This window comes from Pseudomonas sp. TE12234 (assembly GCF_054061835.1).
In genome coordinates, this window is sequence record NZ_JBSSEP010000007.1 from 166,015 (window position 1) to 190,367 (window position 24,353).

Consider the following 24,353-nt stretch of genomic DNA (forward strand, 5'->3'; position numbering starts at 1 on the left):
CCATGCCCCCCATCAATCCATGAAGCCCTGAAGCTTCAACTCAATGGAGCGAGGGTTTTCACCTTCGGCGATCGACAGGAGGCCTTCGAGCAACATTTCCCGATAACGCGACTGACGCATCGCGATGGATTTGAGTTTCGCGGCAATCGGCAACAGCACCAGGTTGGCACTGGCCACGCCATAGATGGTGGCGACGAAGGCCACGGCAATGCCGTTGCCCAGCTGCGATGGGTCACCCAGGTTGCCCATGACATGGATCAGGCCCATCACCGCACCGATGATGCCGATGGTCGGCGCATAACCGCCCATGCTTTCGAAGACCTTGGCGGCTTCGATGTCGCGGCTTTCCTGGGTATAGAAATCGACTTCCAGAATGCTGCGGATCGCTTCGGGTTCAGCGCCGTCCACCAGCAGTTGCAGGCCTTTGCGCGCGTAGTTGTCGGGTTCGGTGTCGGCCATCCCTTCAAGACCGAGCAAGCCTTCCTTGCGCGCGGTCAGGCTCCAGTTGACGACACGGTCGACGCCACCGGCCAGATCGATGCGCGGTGGAAACAGAATCCACGCCAGAATCTGCAGGGCGCGCTTGAAGGCGCTCATCGGCGATTGCAGCAACGCCGCGCCGAAGGTGCCGCCGAGTACGATCAGCGCCGCCGGGCCGTTGGCCAATGCACCGAGGTGACCGCCTTCGAGGAAGTTGCCACCGATGATGGCAACGAACGCCAGAATGATCCCGATCAGGCTTAGAACGTCCATCAGACACAAGCCTCGACCAGGTGCCGGCCAATGTCGTCGAGGCTATACACCGCGTCGGCGAGTTCGGCTTTGACGATGGCCATCGGCATGCCATAGATCACGCAGCTGGCTTCGTCCTGGGCCCAGATCGAACTGCCGCCCTGCTTGAGCAGGCGCGCGCCTTCGCGACCGTCGGCGCCCATGCCGGTCAACACGACCGCCAGAACTTTGTCACCGTAGGACTTGGCCGCAGAACCAAAGGTGATGTCCACGCAAGGCTTGTAGTTCAAACGCTCGTCGCCCGGCAGGATTTTCACCGCGCCACGGCCATCGATCATCATTTGCTTGCCACCCGGTGCCAGCAGCGCCAGGCCTGGACGCAGGATGTCGCCGTCCTCGGCTTCCTTGACGCTGATGCGGCAGAGCTTGTCCAGACGCTCGGCGAACGCTTTGGTGAAGGCCGCGGGCATGTGCTGGACCAGCACGATCGGTGCCGGGAAGTTGGCCGGCAACTGGGTCAGGACCCGCTGCAAGGCCACCGGGCCACCGGTGGAGGTGCCGATGGCCACCAGTTTGTAAGCTTTGCGTTTTGGCGCAGGCGACGTGGGTGCGTGCGCTGGCGCACGAGCCGGGATCGGAGCCGGGGCCGGACGCGCGGGCACGTTGCCGCTGAAACTGCCAACGCTCGAAGGTGCTGGTGTCGGCGCGGGGGCCGCTACCGGTGGCGGTGCCGTGTAGGTGCTGACACGACGGTTACTGCGCGCGATGCTGAGAATCTTCTCGCACAGCAGTTGCTTGACCTTCTCGGGGTTGCGCGAGATGTCTTCGAAATTCTTCGGCAGGAAGTCCACCGCGCCGGCGTCCAGCGCATCCAGGGTGACCCGGGCGCCTTCGTGGGTCAGCGAGGAAAACATCAACACCGGGGTCGGGCAGCGCTGCATGATGTGCCGCACCGCCGTGATGCCGTCCATCATCGGCATCTCGTAGTCCATGGTGATCACGTCGGGCTTGAGGGCCAGTGCCTGATCAATCGCCTCTTTTCCGTTGGTCGCCGTGCCGACGACCTGGATATTCGAATCCGCTGAAAGAATTTCCGAGACGCGGCGGCGGAAAAACCCCGAATCGTCCACCACCAGGACTTTGACTGCCATAAACACTCCGTTAGACGGAGCGAGGCTCAGTCGCCCCGCTCCATCAGAATCAAATACGCCGCGTGGCGTAACGCTTGAGCATGCTCGGAACATCGAGAATCAGCGCGATGCGGCCGTCACCGGTAATGGTGGCGCCCGACATGCCCGGGGTTCCCTGGAGCATTTTGCCCAATGGCTTGATGACCACTTCTTCCTGACCCACCAGTTGATCGACAACGAAGCCGATCCGCTGAGTGCCCACGGAAAGGATCACCACATGGCCTTCGCGCTGCTCTTCATGAGCGGCGGAGCTGACCAGCCAGCGCTTGAGGTAGAACAACGGCAGCGCCTTGTCCCGCACGATCACCACTTCCTGGCCGTCCACCACGTTGGTGGTCGACAGGTCGAGGTGGAAAATCTCGTTGACGTTCACCAGCGGGAACGCGAACGCCTGGTTGCCGAGCATGACCATCAGTGTCGGCATGATCGCCAGGGTCAACGGCACCTTGATGACGATCTTCGATCCCTGGCCCTTGGCCGAGTAGATGTTGATCGAACCGTTGAGCTGGGAGATCTTGGTTTTCACCACGTCCATGCCCACGCCACGACCCGACACGTCGGAAATCTCGGTCTTGGTCGAGAAGCCCGGGGCGAAGATCAGGTTGTAGCACTCGGTGTCGCTCAGGCGATCAGCCGCGTCCTTGTCCATCACTCCGCGTTTTACCGCGATGGAGCGCAGGACGTTCGGGTCCATGCCCTTGCCGTCATCGGAGATCGACAGCAGGATGTGGTCGCCTTCCTGTTCCGCGGCCAGGATCACCTTGCCACCACGGGCCTTGCCCGAGGCTTCGCGTTCTTCCGGCGACTCGATGCCGTGGTCGACCGCGTTACGGACCAAGTGGACCAACGGGTCGGCCAGGGCCTCGACGAGGTTCTTGTCGAGGTCGGTTTCTTCGCCGACCAGTTCCAGGTTGATCTCTTTCTTGAGCTGGCGAGCCAGGTCGCGAACCAGACGCGGGAAGCGACCGAAGACCTTCTTGATCGGTTGCATCCGGGTCTTCATGACCGCGGTTTGCAGATCGGCGGTAACCACATCCAGGTTCGACACCGCCTTGGACATGGCCTCGTCGGCGCTGTTGGCCCCCAGGCGGACCAGGCGGTTACGCACCAATACCAATTCGCCGACCATGTTCATGATTTCGTCGAGACGCGCGGTATCGACCCGCACGGTGGTCTCGGCTTCGCTGGCCGGCTTCTCCGCAGGCGGAGCGGCCGGGGCACGGGCGGCTGCCGGTGCGGCGGCAGGCGCCGGCGCTTCAGCTTTGGGTTCAGGGGCTTTGGCGACAGGTTTCGGCGCTGCTGCCTTGGCGACTGGCGTGGCCACCGAAGCGGCGGTACCGGTTGCAGCAGTACCCACATCAGTGAACTTGCCTTTGCCGTGCAATTCGTCGAGCAGCGATTCGAACTCGTGATCGGTGATCAGATCGCTACCCGCCGCCGCAGCGACAGGTGCTGCCGGCGTCGGCACCGAAGCGATGGCCGATTCCAGTGCGTCGACCGCAAAGTTGCCCTTGCCGTGCAACTGGTCGAGCAACGCTTCGAATTCGTCGTCGGTGATGTCGGAGCTGTCGCCTGGCGCTTTAGGCGCTGGCGGTTCGCTGGACGCCGCAGGTGCTGCCAGGGCATCGACGGCGAACTGACCTTTACCATGCAATTGATCGAGCAGTGACTCGAACTCGGCGTCAGTGATTTCGTCACTGGCAGCGGCAGCGCTATCTGCTGCTGGAACGGCTGGCGCTTCGGCCTGAGCCTTGACGGCATTCAGCGAGTCCAGCAGTTGTTCGAATTCATTGTCAGTGATGTCGCCCGAGTCGCTTTCGGCAACAGGCTCTTGCACCACTTCTTCTGCCGCAGGTGCAGGCGCCGCCTCGTCAGCGGTTTGCGGCTCGGCCAGACGGGCCAGGGCTGCGAGCAATTCGGGTGTGGCCGCCGTGATCGGGCTGCGCTCGCGGACTTCGCTGAACATGCTGTTCACCGCGTCCAGTGCTTCGAGAACCACGTCCATCAATTCCGAGTCGACGCGACGTTCGCCCTTGCGCAGGATGTCGAACACGTTCTCGGCGATGTGACAGCACTCCACCAACTCGTTGAGCTGGAGGAAGCCGGCGCCCCCTTTTACAGTGTGAAAACCGCGAAAAATTGCATTGAGCAGGTCCGCGTCATCCGGCCGGCTTTCCAGCTCGACCAGTTGTTCGGACAGTTGCTCTAGAATCTCGCCGGCCTCAACCAGGAAATCCTGAAGGATCTCTTCATCGGCGCCGAAGCTCATTAAGGGTGTGCTCCTACAGGTCTAAAAACCTAAAATACCTAGAACTCTAAAACCCTAGGCTGGATAGCAAATCGTCCACATCGTCCTGACCGGACACAACGTCTTCTCTTTTATCGGCATGAATCTGCGGACCTTCACCCTGAGAGAGATGTTTTTGTGGATCTTTTTCTGCAAGCATCGCTTCACGGTCATGTTCGATGCCCGCGAAGCGGTCCACCTGACTGGCCATGAGCACGAGCTTGAGCAGGTTGCTTTCGACTTCGGTGACCAGTTGGGTCACACGCTTGATCACCTGACCGGTGAGGTCCTGGTAATCCTGGGCGAGCAGAATGTCGTTGAGGTTGCTCGACACCGCACGCCCGTCTTCACTGCTGCGCGCCAGGAACCCGTCGACTCGCCGGGCCAGCTCGCGGAACTCTTCAGCCCCGACTTCGCGGCGCATGAACCGTCCCCAGTCCGTGCTCAAGGCCTGGGCTTCTTCACTCAGGCGATTGACCAGCGGCGTGGCGTTTTCCACCAGGTCCATGGTGCGGTTGGCCGCGGCCTCCGTCAGCTTGACCACATACCCCAGACGCTCAGTGGCATCGGTGATCTGTGACACTTCCTCGGCTTGCGGCATGTGCGGGTCAATCTGAAAATTGACGATCGCACTATGCAGCTCGCGGGTGAGCTTGCCCACTTCCTGGTACAGGCCGCGGTCACGGGTCTGGTTGAGCTCATGGATCAATTGCACAGCATCGCCGAACCTGCCCTTTTCAAGGCTCGCGACCAGTTCGACGGCGTGTTTTTTCAGGGTCGATTCGAAATCGCCCTGCGATGATTCGTTATGCCCCATAGCTCCCCCGTGGCGCAGTTCAACCGATGCGTTCGAAAATCTTTTCGATTTTTTCTTTCAACGCCTGGGCCGTGAAGGGTTTGACCACATAGCCGTTAACTCCGGCCTGGGCGGCTTCGATGATCTGCTCGCGCTTGGCTTCGGCGGTCACCATCAGCACCGGCAGATGCTTGAGCTTTTCATCGGCACGCACGTGGCGCAGCAGATCGATACCGGTCATGCCAGGCATGTTCCAGTCCGTCACCAGAAAGTCGATGCTCCCGCTGTTGAGAACCGGAATGGCGGTAGTGCCATCGTCGGCCTCGACCGTGTTGGTGAACCCAAGGTCACGCAACAGGTTTTTTATGATCCGCCGCATCGTTGAGAAGTCATCAACGATGAGGATTTTCATGTTCTTGTCCAATTCGACCTCCAAGCAGACTAAAACGCGCCCAGCACCTGGACGCGCCATTTCAATCAATCTGGCAAAGCACTCAATGACTGTCTGGAGTACAACGGATCGAGACCGGCGCGGTTCAACACCCCACCCGCCACGTCGCAGTGCCCCCACACTGCCTTCAACGCGCTCGCCACTCTCCCAAACGCCCCCGCAAACGGGCCGCGCACTGGCTGTGTAACTGGCTGACCCGAGATTCGCTAACCCCCAGGACCTCACCGATTTCCTTGAGATTCAACTCTTCGTCGTAGTACAGCGCCAACACCAGTCGCTCACGCTCCGGCAAATTGGCAATCGCGTCCGCCAGCGCCGCCTGGAAGCGTTCATCTTCCAGGTCGCGTGACGGCTCGAGATGAGCACTCGCGCCATCCTCGTGCAGCCCTTCGTGTTCGCCGTCCTGCAACAGATCGTCGAAACTGAATAACCGGCTGCCCAGGGTGTCGTTCAAAATCCCGTAATAATCGTCGAGACTCAATTGGAGTTCGGCCGCAACTTCGTGATCTTTAGCGTCACGGCCGGTTTTAGCTTCAATCGAGCGAATTGCGTCGCTGACCATGCGCGTGTTGCGGTGAACCGAACGAGGTGCCCAGTCCCCCTTGCGCACCTCATCGAGCATGGCGCCGCGGATTCGGATGCCCGCGTACGTTTCGAAACTGGCGCCTTTGCTGGCGTCGTATTTGGTCGAGACTTCCAGCAGGCCGATCATGCCGGCCTGGATCAGGTCTTCGACCTGGACACTGGCCGGCAGACGCGCCAGCAAGTGGTAGGCAATGCGTTTAACCAGTGGCGCGTAACGCTCGATCAATTCGTACTGCGCGTCACGTGCCGACTTCTTGTAGAGGTTGTAACCGCTGGCGGTCATAGCACGGGTCCTGCCGTTTGTTGCACGAGGCGCTCGACGAAAAACTCCAGGTGCCCACGGGGGTTGGCCGGCAGCGGCCAGGTATCGACTTTCTGGGCGATGGCCTTGAACGCCAGCGAACACTTGGAACGCGGAAACGCTTCATAGACGGCGCGCTGCTTCTGCACGGCCTTGCGCACGCTTTCGTCGTAAGGCACGGCACCGACGTATTGCAGGGCAACGTCGAGAAAGCGGTCCGTGACCTTGGTCAACTTGGCGAACAGGTTGCGGCCTTCCTGCGGGCTCTGCGCCATGTTGGCCAGGACGCGGAAACGGTTCATGCCGTAATCGCGGTTGAGCAACTTGATCAAGGCGTAGGCGTCGGTGATCGACGTCGGCTCGTCGCAGACCACCAGCAGGACTTCCTGCGCCGCGCGGACAAAACTGACTACCGAGTCACCAATGCCCGCAGCGGTGTCGATCACCAGTACGTCGAGATTGTCGCCGATATCGCTGAATGCCTGGATCAGGCCAGCGTGTTGCGCCGGGCTCAGATGAACCATGCTCTGGGTCCCGGACGCGGCGGGAACGATGCGGATGCCGCCGGGGCCCTGCAACAGGACGTCGCGCAGCTCGCAGCGGCCTTCGATCACGTCGGCCAGGGTACGTTTGGGTGTCAGCCCCAACAGAACGTCGACGTTCGCCAGCCCCAGATCGGCGTCCAGCAGCATGACGCGCCGGCCAAGCTCAGCCAAAGCCAGGGACAAGTTCACTGACACATTAGTCTTCCCGACGCCACCTTTGCCGCCGGTCACCGCGATCACCTGTACGGGATGCATGCTGCCCATGTTATTTCTTTACCTTGTCTTGCATAGACGGAGGCCACATTACTGGCTGCGCGTTCTCAACCGGAACAATGCATGGCAGACCATCGATGTAGGTACAAAAACTATTCATTTTTACCTCAGCCAACCTGCTTGGTCGGGCTGTGGTAGATGTCAGCGAACATGTCAGCCATGGCTTCTTCGCTGGGTTCTTCCTGCATTTGCACGCTGACGGCGCGACTGACCAACTGATGACGACGCGGCAGATGCAAATCATCCGGGATCCGCGGGCCATCGGTCAGGTAGGCCACCGGCAATTCATGACTGATGGCCAGGCTCAACACCTCGCCCAGACTTGCCGTTTCATCCAGTTTAGTCAGGATGCAGCCCGCGAGCCCGCAGCGCTTGTAACTGTGATAAGCGGCGGTTAGAACCTGTTTCTGGCTGGTGGTTGCCAGAACCAGATAATTTTTCGATTTGATGCCACGCCCGGCCAGGCTTTCCAGCTGCATGCGCAGGGCCGGATCGCTGGCCTGCAGGCCGGCGGTGTCGATCAACACCACGCGTTTGCGCAGCAGCGGATCCAGCGCTTGCACCAGCGATTGCCCCGGGTCGACGTGGGTCACCGACACGTTGAGAATCCGACCGAGGGTCTTGAGCTGCTCCTGAGCTCCGATACGGAAGCTGTCCATGCTCACCAGCGCGATGTTCTGCGGGCCGTACTTGAGCACGTAACGGGCGGCCAGCTTGGCCAGGGTGGTGGTCTTGCCCATGCCGGCGGGGCCGACCATGGCAATCACGCCACCCTCTTCCAGTGGTTCCAGTTCCGGCGTGGAGATCATCCGCGCCAGATGCGCCAGCAACATGCGCCAGGCCTGACGGGGCTCGTCGATATCGGTAATCAGCGCCAGCAAATCCCGCGACAGCGGGCCGGACAGACCGATGCGCTGCAGGCGGCGCCACAGGTTCGCCTGTTCAGGGCGGCTGCCTTGCAGCTGATTCCAGGCCAGGGAGCCCAGCTGCACTTCCATCAGTTCACGCAAGCTGTTGAGCTCGAAACGCATCGAATCGAGCGCCCGCGGGTCCACCCCACTTGAGGCTGGCGCAGCGGCCGGCGCAGGACGACGGGGTTCGGCATAGGTGGGCTCGATCAACGGCTCGGCGGCGGTCAACGGCAGGCCGGCGAACAACTGGCGATTGGTGCTCTTGTCGCTCTCGCCATCGCCTCGCAGGCTCAGTTCAGCCTGGGCGGTGACGATCCGCGATTGAGTCTTGCGCAGCTCGTCTTCGAGCTCCATGTTCGGAACACGCGGGGCCAGCGCCGACAGTTTGTAATCCAGGGCAGCCGTGAGCTCGACACCACCGGCAATGCGGCGGTTGCCAATGATGGCGGCGTCGGCGCCCAGCTCATCACGAACCAGCTTCATGGCCTGACGCATATCGGCGGCGAAAAAACGCTTAACTTGCATAAACCACTACCTCAGCCGTTGGGCCCTACTGTCGCAACGATGGTCACTTGCTTGTTGTCAGGGATTTCCTGGTAAGCCAACACATGCAAACCCGGGACTGCCAGCCGGCCAAATCGCGAGAGCATCGCGCGAACCGGACCGGCCACCAGCAGAATCACCGGTTGACCTTGCATCTCTTGACGCTGCGCCGCATCGATCAATGAGCGCTGCAGCTTCTCGGCCATGCTTGGCTCCAGCAGAACGCCCTCTTCCGAGCCTTGCCCTGCCTTCTGCAGACTATTGAGCAATATTTGTTCCAACCTTGGCTCCAGCGTGATAACCGGTAGCTCCGACTCAGTGCCTACAATGCTTTGGACGATGGCGCGGGATACGCCGACGCGCACAGCGGCCACCAATGCGGCAGTATCTTGACTCTTGGCGGCATTGTTCGCGATGGCTTCGGCAATGCTGCGGATGTCCCGCACCGGCACCTGCTCGGCCAACAGCGCCTGCAGAACCTTGAGCAGCTGCGACAGCGAAACCACGCCCGGCACCAGCTCTTCCGCCAGTTTTGGCGAGCTTTTGGCCAGCAACTGCATGAGTTGCTGCACTTCTTCGTGACCGATCAGCTCGCTCGAATGCTTGTACAAAATCTGGTTCAAGTGGGTTGCCACTACTGTACTGGCATCGACCACGGTGTAACCCAGCGATTGCGCCTGTGAACGCTGACTGATTTCGATCCAGACCGCCTCCAGGCCGAAAGCCGGATCTTTGGCGTTAATGCCGTTGAGCGTGCCGTAGACCTGCCCTGGGTTGATCGCCAACTCGCGCTCCGGGTAAATCTCGGCTTCGGCCAGGATCACACCCATCAGGGTCAAGCGATAGGCACTGGGTGCCAGGTCGAGGTTGTCACGAATATGCACGGTGGGCATCAGGAAACCGAGATCCTGGGAGAGCTTCTTGCGCACGCCCTTGATTCGCGCGAGCAACTGGCCACCCTGATTGCGGTCGACCAGCGGAATCAGGCGATAACCCACTTCCAGGCCGATCATGTCGATAGGCGTCACATCGTCCCAACCCAACTCCTTGGTTTCCTGGGCGCGGGCCGGCGAAGGCAAGAGTTCCTGCTGACGCTTGACCTCTTGCAGCGCCTGGACCTTGGCCGCGTTCTGCTTCTTCCAGAACAGGTAGGCGCCGCCTGCCGCCAGGGCCGCCATGCTCAGGAACGAGAAGTGTGGCATGCCGGGTACCAGGCCCATGACCGCCATCAGGCCCGCCGCCACCGCCAGCGCCTTGGGCGAGGCGAACATCTGGCGATTGATCTGCTTGCCCATGTCTTCCGAACCGGAAGCACGGGTCACCATGATCGCGGCAGCGGTGGACAGCAGCAGTGATGGCAATTGCGCCACCAAACCGTCACCGATGGTCAACAGCGCGTACACCTTGCCGGCATCGGCAAAGCTCATGTTGTGCTGGAAGATCCCGACCGCCATGCCGCCGATCAGGTTGATGAACAGAATCAGCAGGCCGGCAATGGCGTCACCGCGAACGAACTTGCTGGCACCGTCCATGGAGCCGTAGAACTCGGCCTCCTGGGCAACCTCCATCCGGCGCAGCTTGGCCTGGCTCTGATCGATCAGGCCGGCGTTGAGGTCGGCGTCGATGGCCATCTGTTTGCCGGGCATCGCGTCCAGGGTGAAACGCGCGCTCACCTCGGAGATGCGTCCGGCACCCTTGGTCACCACGACGAAGTTGATGATCATCAAAATCGCGAACACCACGATACCGACCACGTAGTTACCGCCGATCACCACCTCACCGAACGCCTGGATCACCTTGCCTGCCGCGGCATGACCGTCCTGGCCGTGGAGCATCACCACCCGCGTGGAAGCCACGTTCAACGCCAGCCGCAGCAAGGTCGCCACCAGCAGGATGGTCGGGAACACCGCAAAATCCAGCGGCCGCAAGGCGTACACGCACACCAGCAGCACGACGATCGACAGGGCAATGTTGAAGGTGAAGAACACGTCGAGCAGGAACGGCGGCACCGGCAGCATCATCATCGCCAGCATGACCAGCAGCAACAGCGGCACGCCCATGTTGCCTCGACTGAGGTCAGCGATATTGCTGCGGGCACTGTTGATTAACTGAGAGCGATCCACCGGTTTTCCCCGTTCCTTTAAAGCAAACTTTTGACGCCTGAAGCGGGCGCAGGGCGGCTACTGCAAGAAGCCTTCCAACTTTTGCGAAGGGGAAATAGATCGTTTTTTCAGGGGGATATGGGTCGACCTGTTTGGCTATGAAAAGGAGCGATGCTCGAGGACTATCAGTTCTGCTAGTACCCCACCCAGGCACCTGCGCAGATACTCAAGCTCTCCATTTTTTATCTGCGGAGTGAGCCAATGACCGCCCCATCCACAACCCTGCGTTGCCAATATCGCTACGACCCACTGGATCGGCTGGTCCACCAGACACAGCCTGATACGCCGGTACATCAGCGCTTCTACTGCAAAAGCCGCCTGGCGACCGAAATTCAGGGCGCGACGAAGCATTCGATCATTCAGCACGACGACCTTCTACTGGCTCAGCAGCAACACGAAGGTAATGCACTCGATACCACGCTGCTGGCCACGGACCTGCAACGCTCGGTGCTGCACACCCTAAAGAAAGGCCTTCAGCCACGCCCCATCGCCTACTCTCCCTACGGCCATCACCCGTTACTCAGTGCCTTGCTCAGTCTGTTGGGTTTCAACGGCGAACGACCGGACCCGGTGACCGGGTGTTATTTATTGGGGAATGGGTATCGGGCGTTTAATCCGGTGTTGATGCGATTTAACAGTCCGGATAGTTGGAGTCCGTTTGGGAAGGGTGGATTGAATTCATATACATACTGCTTGGGAAACCCAACCAATCGAAGCGACCCCAGTGGCCATATATCTTTTAAATCCGCAGGGTTGGCAATGCAATTCCTTTCCAGATTAAAAAAAGGTCCTACAACAAAAACCATAGAAGCCATGACATTCACTAAGTCAACGACAAACACCACCTATCTAACCCAAAATAAATACACGAATGCTTCCAATCAATCTTTCCTGACCACGTACTCACACACTGCCCCAATGGAACTCAAGCGCCCAATATCGCTCAGATCCATTGCCGCTGGAAAAATTGATAGCCGCGATTTGCAAAAGCTGAAGCTCTACATAGATCTTCCTGACACAATCCCCGATCCAAATCTTGCAGATACAATCTCTGCCAATATTAAAAGAATCAATTACATAACACCAGATAGTATCAACTCCGTAAAAATTGAAACTTACAAAGCAGCACTCAGTGGAAAATATGGAAATATCAGCAGAGCAGAAACAACGGCCGCATTAACCTACGAACTGCAACAACCTGGAAGCGGACGCCTACATAGCGCGTTCCCAGCCTTTGCTCTCCCCGACAGTAAGTCCATTCGAGATAGTTACCGCTGACACCAATCGGCCTGAACTGTTATCGACCGGTGCCAATTACTAAAAAAAAGTGCGGGTGATTGCACCACTCAAGCATCCCGCCGCAAATCCGGCGGAATCGGCAAGTCATCCTTAAGCGGCTCCGGCCGCTTTCCTTTGCCCGCGCGGTACTGGCGGATCTGATAAACGTAAGCCAGCACCTGCGCCACCGCCAGATACAACCCACCCGGAATTTCCTGCTCCAACTCCGTTGAGTAGTAGATCGACCGCGCCAGCGCAGGCGACTCCAGCAACAGAATCTCGTTGGCCGCCGCGATCTCCCGAATCTTCAGGGCGAGGAAGTCGCTGCCCTTGGCGATCAGCATCGGCGCCCCGCCCTTGTCCGGATCGTACTTGAGCGCCACGGCGTAGTGGGTCGGGTTGGTGATGACCACATCTGCCTGGGGAATTGCCGCCATCATCCGCCGCTGGGACATCTCGCGCTGCAGCTGGCGAATCCGCTGCTTGACCTCCGGCCGCCCCTCCTGGTCCTTGTGTTCGTCGCGGATTTCCTGCTTGGTCATCAGCAGTTTCTTGTGGCTTTCCCACAGCTGCACCGGGACGTCCACGGCGGCGATGATGATCAGCCCGCACGCCATCCACAAGGTGCTCCAGCCCACCACTTGCAGGCTGTGGATGATCGCCATTTCCAGCGGTTCGTGGGCGATGCGCAACAAGTCGTCGATGTCGGAGGACAACACCGCCAGGGCCACGAACAGGATGATGATGAACTTGGCCAGGGCTTTGAGCAGCTCGACCAGCGCCTTGGTGGAGAACATGCGCTTGAGGCCCGGGACGGGGTTCAAGCGACTGAATTTGGGCGCCATGGACCCTGCCGCGAACAACCAGCCACCGAGGGATATCGGGCCGATCACCGCCGCCAGCACCATCGCAATCATGAACGGTTGAATCGACCATAGCGCTATTTGCCCTGAATGCATCAGGTAGGTGGCCATGGACCGTTGATCCAGGATCACTTCCCGCGGCAGCGAGAAGTTCAGGCGCATCAACTCCATCATGTCTTGCGCCATCGCCCCGCCGAAAATCAGCAGCGCACTGGCACCGATCAGCATGATGGCCAGGGTGTTGAGCTCCTTGGAGCGGGCAATCTCACCCTTCTCCCGGGCGTCCTTTTTCTTTTTCTCCGTGGGGTCTTCTGTTTTGTCCTGACCGCTTTCGCTCTCTGCCATGACTCAGCGCGCCTGTGCCAGTTCGCGTAAAAACTGCAGGGCCTCGGAGGCCAGCGGTTGATACTGATTGAGAATGTCCGCCAGCCCGACCCAGACGATAAACAGCCCGAGTACCAGGATCAGCGGAAAGCCGACAGAGAAGATGTTGAGTTGCGGCGCCGCCCGGGTCATCACGCCAAAGGCGATGTTGATCACCAACAGCGCCGTGATCGCCGGCAACACCAGCAGCAGCGCCGCGCCAAGCACCCAGCCGAGCTTGCCGGCCAGTTCCCAGAAATGATTGACCGTCAGGCCGCCACCGACCGGCAGCGTGGTGAAGCTCTCAGTGAGCACCTCGAACACCACCAGGTGGCCATTCATCGAGAGGAACAACAGCGTCACCAGCATGGTGAAGAATTGCCCGATCACCGCCACCGAGACTCCATTGGTGGGATCGACCATGGAGGCGAAGCCCATGCCCATCTGAATGGCGACGATTTGCCCCGCCACGACGAAGGCCTGGAAGAACAGCTGCAACGAGAAGCCCATTACGGCGCCGATAAGAATCTGCTCGGCGATCAGCATCCATCCGCTCAGGTCCAGCGCATGCACCGGCGGCATGGGGGGCAGGCCCGGGGCGATGACCACGGTGATCGCCACGGCGAAATACAGGCGTATTCGCCGTGGCAACAGGGTCGTACCGAAAACCGGCATGACCATCAGCAGCGACCCGACGCGAAACAGCGGCAACATGAATGACGCCACCCAGGTGCTGATCTGGGTGTCGGTCAATGCGAGCAGCGACATGGTTTAACCAATGACCTGCGGAATACTGCCGTACAACTGCAGGATGTAATCCATGAAGGTCTGCACCAGCCATGGGCCGCCGACGATCAGCGTCACCAGCATCACCAACAGGCGCGGCAAAAAGCTCAGGGTCTGTTCGTTGATCTGCGTGGCGGCCTGGAACATTGCCACCAGCAGGCCCACCAGCAGACTCGGAATCACCAGCACTGCCACCATCATGGTGGTCAGCCACAGCGCTTCGCGGAAGATATCGACCGCCACTTCAGGGGTCATGGCGACACACCTCCAAAGCTGCTGGCCAGGGTGCCGATGATCAGCGCCCAGCCATCCACCAGTACAAACAGCATGATTTTGAACGGCAGGGAAATGATCAGCGGCGACAGCATCATCATACCCATGGCCATCAGCACACTGGCCACGACCAGGTCGATGATCAGGAACGGAATGAAGATCATGAAGCCGATCTGGAATGCGGTTTTCAGCTCGGAAGTCACGAACGCCGGTACCAGGATGGTCAGCGGTGCCTGATCCGGCGTGGCAATGTCGGTGCGCTTGGACAGGCGCATGAACAGTTCCAGATCGCTGGTGCGGGTCTGGGCGAGCATGAAGTCCTTGATCGGTACCTGGGCCTTGGCCACGGCATCCTGGGCGGTGAGTTTTTCCGCCAGGTACGGCTGCAAGGCATCCTGGTTAACGCGATCGAATACCGGCGCCATGATGAACAGGGTCAGGAACAGCGCCATGCCGGTGAGGATCTGGTTCGATGGCGTCTGCTGCAGGCCCAGGGCCTGGCGCAGGATCGAAAAGACGATGATGATCCGGGTGAAACTGGTCATCAGCATGACGAACGCCGGAATGAAACTCAGCGCGGTCATGATCAGCAGGATCTGCAGGCTGACCGAGTACTCCTGAGCCCCCTGGGCGTTGGTGCCCAGGGTAATCGCCGGGATCGACAACGGATCGGCGGCGAATGCCAGCGGCGCGGCCAGCATCAGCGCCAGCGTCAAGACGATGCGTAACGCACCCATTACTTCTTATCCTTCTGATCCTTGCCCAACAACTCCATCAGGCGCTGGGCAAACTCGGGGGTCGTCGTCTCGGTCGTCGGCACTTGCACCGGCTCCTTGAGCACATGCAATGCCGTGATGGTGCCAGGGCTCAGGCCCAGAAGAATCTGTTCATTGCCCACCTGCACCAGCATCAATCGGTCGCGCGGGCCCAAGGCACGGGAACCGATCAGTTCGATCACCTGCCCCTTGCCGGCCGGTCCGGCCTGCTGCACCCGGCGCAATAGCCAGGCGAGGAAAAAAATCAGCACCAGCACCAGCAGCAAGCCGAATACCAGTTGCGTCAATTGCCCGGCCACTCCGCTCGTGACCGCCGGCGCGGCAGCCGCGCTCGCAGCCGTCGCCACCGGTTCGGCCGCCAGCACGCTGAGCGGCAGCGCCAGTACACACCCCAGAAGCCTTTTCACTCAGCGCAGCTTCTTGATGCGTTCACTTGGGCTGATCACGTCGGTCAGGCGGATGCCGAACTTCTCGTTGACCACCACCACTTCGCCGTGGGCGATGAGCGTGCCATTGACCAGCACGTCCAGTGGTTCACCGGCCAGGCGGTCGAGCTCGATCACCGAACCCTGGTTCAGTTGCAGCAGGTTGCGGATGTTGATGTCGGTACTGCCGACTTCCATGGAGATCGACACCGGGATATCAAGGATTACGTCCAGGTTCGGACCTTCGAGGCTGACCGGCTCGTTGTTCCTCGGCACACTGCCGAACTCTTCCATGGGCAAGCGATTGGATGACGAACTGGCCGCATCGGCCGCCAGCAAGGCATCGATGTCGTCCTGCCCGGCATCACCGGTTTCTTCCAGGGCCGCAGCCCATTCGTCCGCCAGCGCCTGGTCGTCCTGGGTATTGATATCGTTAGCCATCATTTGTCCTCGGCAGGCAACCATTCGATTGGAAGCCGTCAGTTAAAAGCGAATGTATGGGGTGCCTGTCAGCGGCGTTCGATCGGCTCGATCACTTGCAACGCGAGGTTGCCCTTGTGCGAGCCCATCTTGACCTTGAAGGCCGGTACGCCATTGGCACGCATGATCATCTCTTCCGGCATGTCCACCGGGATCACATCCCCGGGCTGCATGTGCAGGATGTCGCGCAGGCGCAGTTGGCGACGGGCAACCGTGGCGCCGATGGGCACATCGACATCCAGCACGTCCTGGCGCAGGGCATTGACCCAGCGTTCGTCCTGATCGTCGAGGTCCGACTGGAAGCCGGCGTCGAGCATTTCGCGCACCGGCTCGATCATCGAGTACGGCATGGTGACGTGCAGGTCACCGCCACCGCCATCGAGTTCGATGTGGAAGGTCGACACCACAATGGCCTCGCTCGGGCCGACGATATTGGCCATGGCCGGGTTCACTTCCGAGTTGATGTACTCGAAGTTCACTTCCATGATCGCCTGCCAGGCTTCCTTCAAATCGACGAAGGCCTGCTCCAATACCATGCGCACGACACGCAGTTCGGTCGGGGTGAATTCACGCCCTTCGATCTTCGCGTGCCGGCCGTCGCCGCCAAAGAAGTTGTCCACCAGCTTGAACACCAGTTTGGCGTCGAGGATGAACAGCGCCGTGCCGCGCAGCGGTTTGATCTTGACCAGGTTGAGACTGGTCGGCACGTACAGCGAGTGCACGTATTCGCCGAACTTCATCACCTGCACGCCACCGACCGCCACGTCTGCCGAGCGACGCAGCATGTTGAACATGCTGATGCGCGTGTAACGGGCGAAACGCTCGTTGATCATTTCCAGGGTCGGCATGCGTCCACGGACGATGCGATCCTGGCTGGTCAGGTCGTAGCTTTTGACGGTGCCGGGTTCGGCAACGGTATCGGTCTGTACCAGACCATCGTCGACGCCATGCAACAGCGCGTCGATCTCATCCTGGGACAGCAGGTCCTGCACGGCCATGTCGTGTTCCTACTGCAGTACGAAATTAGTGAAAAGCAACTGTTCGACGACCACTTTGCCGAGTTCTTTCTGCGCCACTTCCTGGACGCTGGCCGTGGCCTTCTGCCGCAACATTTCCTGGCCGACCGGCGACGCCAGCGTGGCGAAGTCCTGCCCGGAGAACAGCATGACCAGGTTGTTGCGGATCACCGGCATGTGGACTTTGAGCGCGTCCAGATCGGCCTGGTTGCGGCCGAGCATGGTGATGCTCACCTGCATGTAGCGTTGACGGCCGTTCTGGTTGTAGTTGGCGACGAACGCCGGTGCCATCGATTCGAAAATCGCCGGCTGCTTGCCGACCGGGGCGGTTTCAGCCACAGGGGCAGGCTTGCTCTGAGCGCTGTGCATGAAGTACCAGGTCGCGCCCACGGACAAACCGATCGCCAGCAGCAGGGCCACCACGATCAAGATAATCAGCTTGAGTTTGCCTTTGGTTGCGGGGTCTTTTACTGCTGCTTCGCTCTTCGCCATGCCAATAATCCGTCACTATTCGGGTTTTCACAGTCGCACGGCAAGGCAAGAGCAAGTGTTATGCCAGAAGTATCGGAAGGGAGATGGGTGGGGATGTGTACGATCCGAAGCACGCAGCAACACCCTGTGGGAGCGGGCTTGCCCGCGAGAGCGATGTAACAATCAACGATGATGCTGAATGCAATGGCGTCATCGCGGGCAAGCCCGTTCCCACAGGGTTAAGTCTCTGGCTGGATCAGGCGTAGTAGTCGACAGCGCTGGAGCCGATCACGCTGGTGGTCGTTGCCGCCACTTCAGCCACGCTCGGGGCGATATCTTCATCCATCGCATCGAGGCGCCCGCCACTGGCGCTGGTACGCCCGCTTTGCTGTTGCTGGGCCTGATTCTGACCTTGCTGCGAACCACGGGACTGGTCCGACACATTGACGTCAACCTGCCCCATGCCCTGCTGCGCAAACATGTCCCGCAGACGATGCATCTGACCGTCCAGCGCTTCACGGACGCCAGGGTGAGCACTCATGAAGGTCACTTGGGTCTGCTGGTCCGGCACCATGTTCACGCGAATGTCGAGGCGCCCCAGTTCAGCCGGTTGCAGCTGGATGTCAGCGGCCTTGAGATTGGCGCTGGACAGGTACATGACCCGATTCACCACTTCTTCGGTCCAGCCACTTTGATGCATGGCGATCGGCTGGTTCACCGGCAACGCGTTGGCGGTTTTCGGCGTGGCCGCTTGCGTCAGTGCCGCCAGACGGTTGGCGAAGTCGTCGACCCGAGTGTCACTGCTGGCGGACTTGAGGTCCTTGAGACCGTCATCGATCAGGCCGCTGAACGCCTTGTCCCCGCCCTGACTGGCGCTGTCCTTGTCAGCCTGCACATCGAGCATGCTCGCCATACCGGCGGCGAAGACTTGCGCCGGTGTCTGCTCGCCATCGGCCTGCGCCTGCGCGGAGGTCGACGCCGCTTTAGGCTGTGCCTGACTGGAGGCGGAAAGGTGTCCGCTTTGCTCCATGGCCATGCGCAAGGCTGGCAGCGCATCGAGGGGATCGGCTTCAGGATCGAAATGGGTATCGGTGGTGGCAGTGGCAGCCGTCGTCGTTGCCGTCACCCCCGCTGCAACCGGTGCCTGGACCGGCGCCTGGACCGATGGTTGCACGGGTTCAGCCACTGGCGGCGTTACCGGGACAGGTACGCTCACCACGGGCTGTGCGGCTTGCATCTGGGCAGGATCGAGCGTCGGGTCAACGGGCGCGGCATCGGCTACCGGGGTTTGCTGGGGGTCCGACGCATTATCGTTGCCGTTCGAGTCGCTGGCTTGCGCCGGTTTATCGGCGGGCAAGGTTTTGCCGCTATCGGCAACCGCCGGTTCCGGGGCGGCAGATTTGTCGGCAAGGCGATCTTTTTTACCGGCATTGTCCGGGGATTTATCACGTACCGGCCTGGCCGATCCATCCACTGCCACAGAGGGTTTGTTTTGGGCTTGCCTGGCGTAGACCTGCGCGAAGCTGGACGCTTTATCCCCGGTCTCAGCGGCCGGCGCCGTGGAATTGGCGGCGGCTTGAGTCTTGGCCTGCGTGGCGGCCTGAAGAAGCACTTGGGGGGTAACGGGCATGAAACGGTCTCCGCTGCACTGGGATCGTAGGTACAGTTGGGGGGATTACTGCAAGGGTCGCGCCAGCTTTGCTCTGGAGGCGTTTTATTAGCGTCGAATGGTCAAACTGGTGGAGACGAACGCCGTCGTTCCTCTTCATAAAGCGGCCGGACGAAGGCGAATTCGCGGTCGATTGCCGCGACAAGCGCTTCGATGCCTGAAAGATCCAGCCCCTTGGCCTGCTGCTCCAGCTCATGACACAGATCAGCCAGGCGAATCGCGCCCATGTTGCTGCTACTGCCCTTGAAGCTGTGGGCTGTCTCAAGGAATTGTGTAGCATCGGCAGCCTGCTTGAGCAGCTGCAAGCGCTGTTCGGAATCAGCGAGAAAGGTATCCACCAGGGTCGGATACTCGTCCTCCATGATCTCTTGCAACGCGCTCAGCACGTTCGGGTCGAGATGTGTGTCAGCCACTTGTTCACTCCTTGATCAAGAATGCGCGGATTATGCCAGAGCCTCCCAGTAAAACTCCACGCGGGCACTGCGACCATCGTCGGACCAACTGGCATTTCGCCCCAACTGGCGGATCAGACTGACACCGCGTCCCGACAGACGGACAGGGTCAAGCGGACGCTCCAGCACCCGCTCGACATCAAATCCCTTGCCACTGTCTTCGACACGAATCGCCAGACAACCACCCTCGCCTTGCGGTGCGACCTGCAAATGCACCCGGACAAAACCGTCCTGCAGCTCATCAAGACGTGCATTGCGCTGTTGATAGTAGCGGGTAAAACCCGAGACATCGCGCTTGAGGCTTGAGTCCAGTCCCAGCACACCATGCTCCAGCGCGTTGGAATACAGTTCCGCCAGTACGCTGTAGAGCGCCCCGCTTTGCGCTCGAAGACCGTGAACCTCCAGCAGCAATTGCAGCAAATAGGGCAACGGGTTGAAGCGCTTGAGCGTGGCGGCACGAAACTCGAAACTCACCGACCAGTCCAGCGGGCAGGACTGGCCGCTGTCGGAATAAACCAGGGCGGGCGGATTCAGCTGTGCGGGCTCCAGCAGACTGATTTCGACCATGCTGACGTCGTCGCGTGTTACGCCGCCAAAATCCCGCAGCGCCTGTTCGATTTCCTCAAACAAGGCATCCGGATGACGGTTGGCGGCGAACACCGCTTGCAGCCGCTGCACGCCAAACAGCTGTTCGTCGGCATCGCAGGTATCGATCACCCCGTCCGACAGCAGGAATACCCGATCCCCGAGCGCCATGGGAAACACTTCGGTGCGGTCATCGAATGCTTGCGGGCTCAGCACCCCCAGGGGCAAATGCCGGGCGGTCAGCGGTGTTCGTTCGCCATTGGCAATACTGTGCAGGTAACCGTCCGGCATGCCACCGTTCCAGACCTCCACCGAACGCCGCTGAAAGCTCAAGCACAGCAGCGTCGCGCAGCAGAACATGTCCACCGGCAGGATGCGTTTAAGCTTGGCATTCATCTCGCGCAAGGTTTCTGCCAGGCCATAGCCCTTGGCGGTCATGCCGTAAAAGACTTCAGCCAGGGGCATCGCACCGACGGCAGCCGGCAAACCATGACCGGTGAAGTCGCCGAGCAGCACATGCATGTCGCCCGCGGGGGTGAACGCGGCCAATAGCAAATCGCCGTTGAACAACGCATAGGGCGATTGCAAGTAACGGATATTGGGGGCATTGAGGCAGCCGGAATGGGCCACCTTATCGAACACGGCCTTCGCCACGCGTTGCTCGTTGAGCAAATACTCGTGGTGCCGGGCGATCTGATCACGCTGCTGCAGCACAGTGGCCTGCAATCGTCGCAAGCGATCCATCGCCTTGATCTTGGCCGAGAGAATCACCTGGTTGTAAGGCTTTGCCAAAAAATCGTCGCCGCCCACTTCCAGGCAACGGGCCAGGGCTTCGCTTTCCGACAATGACGTCAGGAAGATGATCGGCACCAGGGTTTCCCCGGCCAACGCCTTGATCTGCCGGGCCGCTTCGAAGCCATCCATCACCGGCATCATCGCGTCCATCAACACCAATTGCGGACATTGCAGGCGAAAGACTTCGACCGCTTCGGCACCGTTGGCCGCGGTCAGCACTTGATGCCCCTGGCGACGAACGATGCTCGACAACAGCATGCGATCGGCCGCGCTGTCCTCGGCAATCAGAATCGTCAGCGATTCGAGTGCAGGCTGCACGGCGTTCAACTGATGTCGAACAGCTTGTCGAAATTGGAGATCGCGAGGATTTTCTTCACATCGGAACTGCTGTTGACGAGGCGAACATCGGAGTGGTCGCCACCCGCATGATCCCGAAGCAGCAACAACATGCCGAGCGCAGAGCTGTCGAGATAAGTCGCCTCTTTGAGGTCGACTACAACGGATCTCGGCATGGCGCCATCGGTGCGCTCATAGGATTCGCGAAATTCTTGGTGCTTGGCGAAATCGAATCGCCCCTTGACCGAAATCGTCAGCTTTTTCCCATCCGCAGAGATTTCTTTAACGACTGACATGTCATGGCTTCCTTGTCATTGGGGAACCTGCCTGTACAAGGTTTAGCATTTGGTAAAGGTTGGGGCAAGGCTGGAAAAGGGTGGTGTCCATCCGATCGCCGCTCACCCGATTCAATACGCATCCTGGCGCGGCAAGCGCTGGGACAATTCATCCAGCAGTTTCTGTTCGCGCTTGTCTTCGAGCACTCGCGCTTCATCCGCGTAGCGCTGTACCAGTTTGCGCAAACCTTCGACCCGGGCGAACGCCTGCTGCCAGGTTTCCCGGGCCTTGTTCAGGTTGTTCTGGTGCCAGGCCAGGCTTTGGCGCTGCTGGTCGATGGCCGTACCCAGTTGCGCAAGGAATCCCTGGTAGCCCAGCAACCATTGGCCCGAGACACCACCGCTGCCGCGCACGATCCATTGCTCTTGATAGTCGAGACGAAAGGCTTCGAGGTCGGCGAGTTTGCTTTCGGCCAAACGCACCTGTCCCTGAAAGTGCCCAAGACGCTGGACCGCGGTTTTCTCGGCCTTTTCGGCCATCTCCACCACCGGGGCCAGGCGCCCTGCTCGAGTCTGGGCCATGACCGGTTAGCCGCTCGCCGCTGGCGCGAAGATCGAGGCCAGATACGCTTCGCTTTCGCCCAGGCTGATGCTGTCGTTGAGCCCCTGACGCAGGTATTTGACCAATTGTGGCTGCAGGGAAATCGCCAGGTCGGTCTCGCGATCACCACCGGCGACATAGGCACCGACACTGATCAAATCGCGACTCTGTTGATAGCGCGACCACAACTGCTTGAAATACTGCGCACGAGCCATGTGCTCCGCCGATACCACCGCCGGCATCACCCGGCTGATGGAAGCCTCGATGTCGATGGCCGGGTAATGCCCCTCTTCGGCCAGGCGCCGGGACAGGACGATGTGACCATCGAGTACGCCCCGTGCCGAGTCGGCAATCGGGTCCTGCTGGTCATCGCCTTCGGACAGTACGGTGTAGAACGCAGTGATCGAGCCACCACCCTTCTCGGCATTACCGGCCCGCTCCACCAGCTTCGGCAACTTGGCAAACACTGACGGCGGATAGCCCTTGGTGGCCGGCGGCTCGCCGATGGCCAGAGCGATTTCCCGCTGAGCCTGGGCGAAACGGGTCAGCGAATCCATCAGCAACAGGACGTTCTTGCCCTTGTCGCGGAAATATTCGGCGATTCGCGTGCAGTACATGGCCGCGCGCAGACGCATCAAAGGCGCATCGTCCGCTGGCGACGCAACGACCACCGAACGCTTGAGCCCTTCTTCACCGAGGATGTGCTCGATGAACTCCTTGACTTCACGACCCCGCTCACCGATCAGCCCGACGACGATAATGTCGGCCTCGGTGAAGCGGGTCATCATGCCCAGCAAGACGGATTTACCGACGCCGGTACCGGCGAACAGCCCGAGCCGCTGGCCACGGCCAACCGTCAACATACCGTTGATGCAGCGAATGCCCACATCCAGCGGCTCGCTGATCGGTTCGCGCTTGAGCGGGTTGATGGTCGGGCCGTCCATCGGCACCCAGTCCTCGGCCTTCATCCCGCCCTTGCCGTCCAGCGCACGCCCGGCGCCATCGAGTACCCGCCCGAGCATGCTCATGCCCATCGGCAGGCGACCGGTATCGGCCAGGGGCACCACACGAGCGCCAGGCGCAATACCTGCGACGCTGCCGACGGGCATCAGAAATACTTTGCTGCCCGAGAAACCCATGACTTCGGCTTCGACCTGCACCGGGTGATAGCTGTCGTCGTTGATCACCATGCAACGGCTGCCCATGGCGGCGCGCAAGCCTTCGGCTTCGAGGGTCAGGCCGACCATGCGCAGCAAACGCCCTTCCAGGATTGGCGCGCCAGCCAGTTCCGTGGCCTCGGCGTAACTGCCCAGGCGCTTGGCGAAACTGGTGCGATCAAGACGCATCGGCGGCGTCCGGCACTGGCGCAACGGCAGGCCTGGCTTCAATCGGCAGTTCAAGGCTCAGGTCGGGGGCGGCCGGGTGCAGGGACTGTTCGTGCAATTGATCGAACAGCTTGTCCATCACCCGTGCAATCCGGGTTTCGATCGTGGCATCGATACGGCTGTGTTCGGTCTCGACCCGGCAACCGCCCGGCAGCAACGCTTCATCTTCAACGATGCGCCAGGTTTCCTCATGACGCTCGCGCAGGGCTTTGACCTGCTCGAAATCCTGCGGATTGATGTACAACCGCACATTGCCGACGCCCAGCGGCAGCAGCTTGAGGGCCTCGCGCATGACGTGTTCGATCTGCGTCGAATCGATGGCCAGTTCGCGCTGAATCACTTGTCGGCTGATGTGCTGCACGAGGTCGACCAAAGACTTTTCGATCTGCGTGTCCTGCTCGGCGATAGGCTCGAACAGGTGCGCCATCAGTTGTTCCAGGCCGGCAATCTTCGCCGCCAGCGCCACTTCGGCTTCCTGACGAACCTTGAGCGTGGTGCTGTGGAAACCTTCTCGCTCACCGGTCGCGAAGCCTTCGTTGTAGGCTTCCTGGCGAATGCTTTCGAGCTCTTCGAGGGTCAGTGGCTGGACTTCTTCCAGCGGCACTTCTTCCATTTCCGGCGGTTCGGGTTCCGGCTCCGGTTCAGGCTCGGGCTCAGGCGGATCGAAGCTGGGCAGTGCCCAGGTATCGAAACCACTGACATCCCTGGCCCGGATCAGGTCAGTGGGCGACTCATCATGCTTGGCCAT

At 60.3% G+C, this 24,353-nt stretch carries 25 protein-coding genes; 1 reads left to right on the plus strand and 24 read right to left on the minus strand.

Annotated features, from left to right (window positions below; translation table 11 throughout):
* Nucleotides 1-12: 12 nt before the first annotated feature.
* The 9 genes from ACVWYU_RS13645 to flhA all read right to left on the minus strand — a co-directional run bounded on the left by ACVWYU_RS13645 (nt 13) and on the right by flhA (nt 10,737).
* Nucleotides 13-753 carry a flagellar motor protein gene (locus tag ACVWYU_RS13645; RefSeq protein WP_090324252.1) on the minus strand — a complete coding sequence of 247 codons (741 nt, stop codon included), beginning with the start codon at nt 751-753 and terminating at the stop codon, nt 13-15.
* Nucleotides 753-1,883: a protein-glutamate methylesterase/protein-glutamine glutaminase gene (locus tag ACVWYU_RS13650; protein WP_090324254.1), complete on the minus strand. Its 1,131-nt coding sequence runs from the start codon at nt 1,881-1,883 to the stop codon at nt 753-755. The genes ACVWYU_RS13645 and ACVWYU_RS13650 overlap by 1 nt, the downstream gene beginning before the upstream one ends.
* Nucleotides 1,884-1,932: 49 nt before the next feature.
* Nucleotides 1,933-4,191, minus strand: coding sequence for a chemotaxis protein CheA (locus tag ACVWYU_RS13655; protein ID WP_248914785.1), 2,259 nt, complete (start codon nt 4,189-4,191; stop codon nt 1,933-1,935).
* Between the two features lie 46 nt (nt 4,192-4,237).
* Nucleotides 4,238-5,026: a protein phosphatase CheZ gene (locus ACVWYU_RS13660; RefSeq protein ID WP_090324257.1), complete on the minus strand. Its 789-nt coding sequence runs from the start codon at nt 5,024-5,026 to the stop codon at nt 4,238-4,240.
* Nucleotides 5,027-5,045: 19 nt separating this feature from the next.
* The gene (locus ACVWYU_RS13665; RefSeq protein WP_003183998.1) at nt 5,046-5,417 is read right to left on the minus strand and encodes a chemotaxis response regulator CheY; all 372 of its coding nucleotides are present in this window, start codon (nt 5,415-5,417) and stop codon (nt 5,046-5,048) included.
* A 166-nt stretch (nt 5,418-5,583) separates the two neighbouring features.
* Nucleotides 5,584-6,324: an RNA polymerase sigma factor FliA gene (gene fliA, locus ACVWYU_RS13670; RefSeq protein WP_007894214.1), complete on the minus strand. Its 741-nt coding sequence runs from the start codon at nt 6,322-6,324 to the stop codon at nt 5,584-5,586.
* Entirely contained in the window at nt 6,321-7,151 is an 831-nt protein-coding gene (gene fleN, locus ACVWYU_RS13675; RefSeq protein ID WP_008001746.1) for a flagellar synthesis regulator FleN, read from the minus strand. Before fleN ends, fliA begins: the two co-directional genes overlap by 4 nt.
* Before the next feature lie 116 nt (nt 7,152-7,267).
* A complete protein-coding gene (gene flhF, locus ACVWYU_RS13680) occupies nt 7,268-8,596 on the minus strand; it encodes a flagellar biosynthesis protein FlhF (RefSeq protein ID WP_247257715.1) in 1,329 nt (442 codons plus the stop codon).
* An 11-nt stretch (nt 8,597-8,607) separates the two neighbouring features.
* Nucleotides 8,608-10,737, minus strand: a complete 2,130-nt coding sequence (flhA, locus tag ACVWYU_RS13685) for a flagellar biosynthesis protein FlhA (protein WP_090324260.1) — start codon at nt 10,735-10,737, stop codon at nt 8,608-8,610.
* Nucleotides 10,738-10,977: 240 nt separating this feature from the next.
* On the opposite strand from flhA, the gene ACVWYU_RS13690 reads away from it, so the two are divergent.
* On the plus strand, nt 10,978-12,054 hold the full coding sequence (locus ACVWYU_RS13690) for an RHS repeat-associated core domain-containing protein (RefSeq protein ID WP_457372897.1): 1,077 nt from the start codon (nt 10,978-10,980) through the stop codon (nt 12,052-12,054).
* Nucleotides 12,055-12,122: 68 nt separating this feature from the next.
* Here ACVWYU_RS13690 and flhB read toward each other — a convergent pair whose 3' ends face one another.
* The 15 genes from flhB to fliH all read right to left on the minus strand — a co-directional run bounded on the left by flhB (nt 12,123) and on the right by fliH (nt 24,353).
* Nucleotides 12,123-13,262, minus strand: coding sequence for a flagellar biosynthesis protein FlhB (gene flhB / locus ACVWYU_RS13695; RefSeq protein ID WP_247257712.1), 1,140 nt, complete (start codon nt 13,260-13,262; stop codon nt 12,123-12,125).
* Between the two features lie 3 nt (nt 13,263-13,265).
* Entirely contained in the window at nt 13,266-14,048 is a 783-nt protein-coding gene (gene fliR, locus ACVWYU_RS13700; RefSeq protein WP_390956947.1) for a flagellar biosynthetic protein FliR, read from the minus strand.
* A 3-nt stretch (nt 14,049-14,051) separates the two neighbouring features.
* Nucleotides 14,052-14,321, minus strand: coding sequence for a flagellar biosynthesis protein FliQ (gene fliQ, locus ACVWYU_RS13705; RefSeq protein ID WP_057398373.1), 270 nt, complete (start codon nt 14,319-14,321; stop codon nt 14,052-14,054).
* A complete protein-coding gene (gene fliP / locus ACVWYU_RS13710; RefSeq protein WP_090324267.1) occupies nt 14,318-15,076 on the minus strand; it encodes a flagellar type III secretion system pore protein FliP in 759 nt (252 codons plus the stop codon). Before fliP ends, fliQ begins: the two co-directional genes overlap by 4 nt.
* Complete coding sequence (fliO, locus tag ACVWYU_RS13715) at nt 15,076-15,522, minus strand: flagellar biosynthetic protein FliO (protein ID WP_247257710.1); 447 nt, start codon at nt 15,520-15,522, stop codon at nt 15,076-15,078. The genes fliP and fliO overlap by 1 nt, the downstream gene beginning before the upstream one ends.
* Nucleotides 15,523-15,981 carry a flagellar motor switch protein FliN gene (gene fliN / locus ACVWYU_RS13720; RefSeq protein ID WP_247257709.1) on the minus strand — a complete coding sequence of 153 codons (459 nt, stop codon included), beginning with the start codon at nt 15,979-15,981 and terminating at the stop codon, nt 15,523-15,525.
* Between the two features lie 68 nt (nt 15,982-16,049).
* Nucleotides 16,050-17,018: a flagellar motor switch protein FliM gene (gene fliM / locus ACVWYU_RS13725; RefSeq protein ID WP_090324272.1), complete on the minus strand. Its 969-nt coding sequence runs from the start codon at nt 17,016-17,018 to the stop codon at nt 16,050-16,052.
* Between the two features lie 9 nt (nt 17,019-17,027).
* Complete coding sequence (fliL, locus tag ACVWYU_RS13730) at nt 17,028-17,528, minus strand: flagellar basal body-associated protein FliL (RefSeq protein WP_247257708.1); 501 nt, start codon at nt 17,526-17,528, stop codon at nt 17,028-17,030.
* 235 nt (nt 17,529-17,763) lie between these two features.
* Complete coding sequence (locus ACVWYU_RS13735) at nt 17,764-19,137, minus strand: flagellar hook-length control protein FliK (protein ID WP_457372898.1); 1,374 nt, start codon at nt 19,135-19,137, stop codon at nt 17,764-17,766.
* Between the two features lie 101 nt (nt 19,138-19,238).
* Nucleotides 19,239-19,589, minus strand: coding sequence for an Hpt domain-containing protein (locus tag ACVWYU_RS13740; protein WP_390956950.1), 351 nt, complete (start codon nt 19,587-19,589; stop codon nt 19,239-19,241).
* A gap of 30 nt (nt 19,590-19,619) precedes the next feature.
* Nucleotides 19,620-21,326 carry an ATP-binding SpoIIE family protein phosphatase gene (locus ACVWYU_RS13745; protein WP_457372899.1) on the minus strand — a complete coding sequence of 569 codons (1,707 nt, stop codon included), beginning with the start codon at nt 21,324-21,326 and terminating at the stop codon, nt 19,620-19,622.
* 5 nt (nt 21,327-21,331) lie between these two features.
* Entirely contained in the window at nt 21,332-21,640 is a 309-nt protein-coding gene (locus ACVWYU_RS13750; RefSeq protein WP_090324278.1) for an STAS domain-containing protein, read from the minus strand.
* Nucleotides 21,641-21,751: 111 nt separating this feature from the next.
* A complete protein-coding gene (gene fliJ / locus ACVWYU_RS13755; RefSeq protein WP_090324280.1) occupies nt 21,752-22,201 on the minus strand; it encodes a flagellar export protein FliJ in 450 nt (149 codons plus the stop codon).
* A gap of 6 nt (nt 22,202-22,207) precedes the next feature.
* Entirely contained in the window at nt 22,208-23,566 is a 1,359-nt protein-coding gene (fliI, locus tag ACVWYU_RS13760) for a flagellar protein export ATPase FliI (protein WP_090324281.1), read from the minus strand.
* A complete protein-coding gene (fliH, locus tag ACVWYU_RS13765) occupies nt 23,556-24,353 on the minus strand; it encodes a flagellar assembly protein FliH (RefSeq protein ID WP_457372900.1) in 798 nt (265 codons plus the stop codon). The genes fliI and fliH overlap by 11 nt, the downstream gene beginning before the upstream one ends.

Excerpts from the sequence above, each read along its gene's own strand:
- ACVWYU_RS13645 (WP_090324252.1), bottom strand. The coding sequence starts at position 753 with ATGGACGTTCTAAGCCTGATCGGGATCATTCTGGCGTTCGTTGCCATC.
- ACVWYU_RS13650 (WP_090324254.1), bottom strand. The coding sequence starts at position 1,883 with ATGGCAGTCAAAGTCCTGGTGGTGGACGATTCGGGGTTTTTCCGCCGC.
- ACVWYU_RS13655 (WP_248914785.1), bottom strand. The coding sequence starts at position 4,191 with ATGAGCTTCGGCGCCGATGAAGAGATCCTTCAGGATTTCCTGGTTGAG.
- ACVWYU_RS13660 (WP_090324257.1), bottom strand. The coding sequence starts at position 5,026 with ATGGGGCATAACGAATCATCGCAGGGCGATTTCGAATCGACCCTGAAA.
- ACVWYU_RS13665 (WP_003183998.1), bottom strand. The coding sequence starts at position 5,417 with ATGAAAATCCTCATCGTTGATGACTTCTCAACGATGCGGCGGATCATA.
- fliA (WP_007894214.1), bottom strand. The coding sequence starts at position 6,324 with ATGACCGCCAGCGGTTACAACCTCTACAAGAAGTCGGCACGTGACGCG.
- fleN (WP_008001746.1), bottom strand. The coding sequence starts at position 7,151 with ATGGGCAGCATGCATCCCGTACAGGTGATCGCGGTGACCGGCGGCAAA.
- flhF (WP_247257715.1), bottom strand. The coding sequence starts at position 8,596 with ATGCAAGTTAAGCGTTTTTTCGCCGCCGATATGCGTCAGGCCATGAAG.
- ACVWYU_RS13690 (WP_457372897.1), top strand. The coding sequence starts at position 10,978 with ATGACCGCCCCATCCACAACCCTGCGTTGCCAATATCGCTACGACCCA.
- flhB (WP_247257712.1), bottom strand. The coding sequence starts at position 13,262 with ATGGCAGAGAGCGAAAGCGGTCAGGACAAAACAGAAGACCCCACGGAG.
- fliR (WP_390956947.1), bottom strand. The coding sequence starts at position 14,048 with ATGTCGCTGCTCGCATTGACCGACACCCAGATCAGCACCTGGGTGGCG.
- fliQ (WP_057398373.1), bottom strand. The coding sequence starts at position 14,321 with ATGACCCCTGAAGTGGCGGTCGATATCTTCCGCGAAGCGCTGTGGCTG.
- fliP (WP_090324267.1), bottom strand. The coding sequence starts at position 15,076 with ATGGGTGCGTTACGCATCGTCTTGACGCTGGCGCTGATGCTGGCCGCG.
- fliN (WP_247257709.1), bottom strand. The coding sequence starts at position 15,981 with ATGGCTAACGATATCAATACCCAGGACGACCAGGCGCTGGCGGACGAA.
- fliM (WP_090324272.1), bottom strand. The coding sequence starts at position 17,018 with ATGGCCGTGCAGGACCTGCTGTCCCAGGATGAGATCGACGCGCTGTTG.
- fliL (WP_247257708.1), bottom strand. The coding sequence starts at position 17,528 with ATGGCGAAGAGCGAAGCAGCAGTAAAAGACCCCGCAACCAAAGGCAAA.
- ACVWYU_RS13735 (WP_457372898.1), bottom strand. The coding sequence starts at position 19,137 with ATGCCCGTTACCCCCCAAGTGCTTCTTCAGGCCGCCACGCAGGCCAAG.
- ACVWYU_RS13750 (WP_090324278.1), bottom strand. The coding sequence starts at position 21,640 with ATGTCAGTCGTTAAAGAAATCTCTGCGGATGGGAAAAAGCTGACGATT.
- fliJ (WP_090324280.1), bottom strand. The coding sequence starts at position 22,201 with ATGGCCCAGACTCGAGCAGGGCGCCTGGCCCCGGTGGTGGAGATGGCC.
- fliI (WP_090324281.1), bottom strand. The coding sequence starts at position 23,566 with ATGCGTCTTGATCGCACCAGTTTCGCCAAGCGCCTGGGCAGTTACGCC.
- fliH (WP_457372900.1), bottom strand. The coding sequence starts at position 24,353 with ATGGCCAAGCATGATGAGTCGCCCACTGACCTGATCCGGGCCAGGGAT.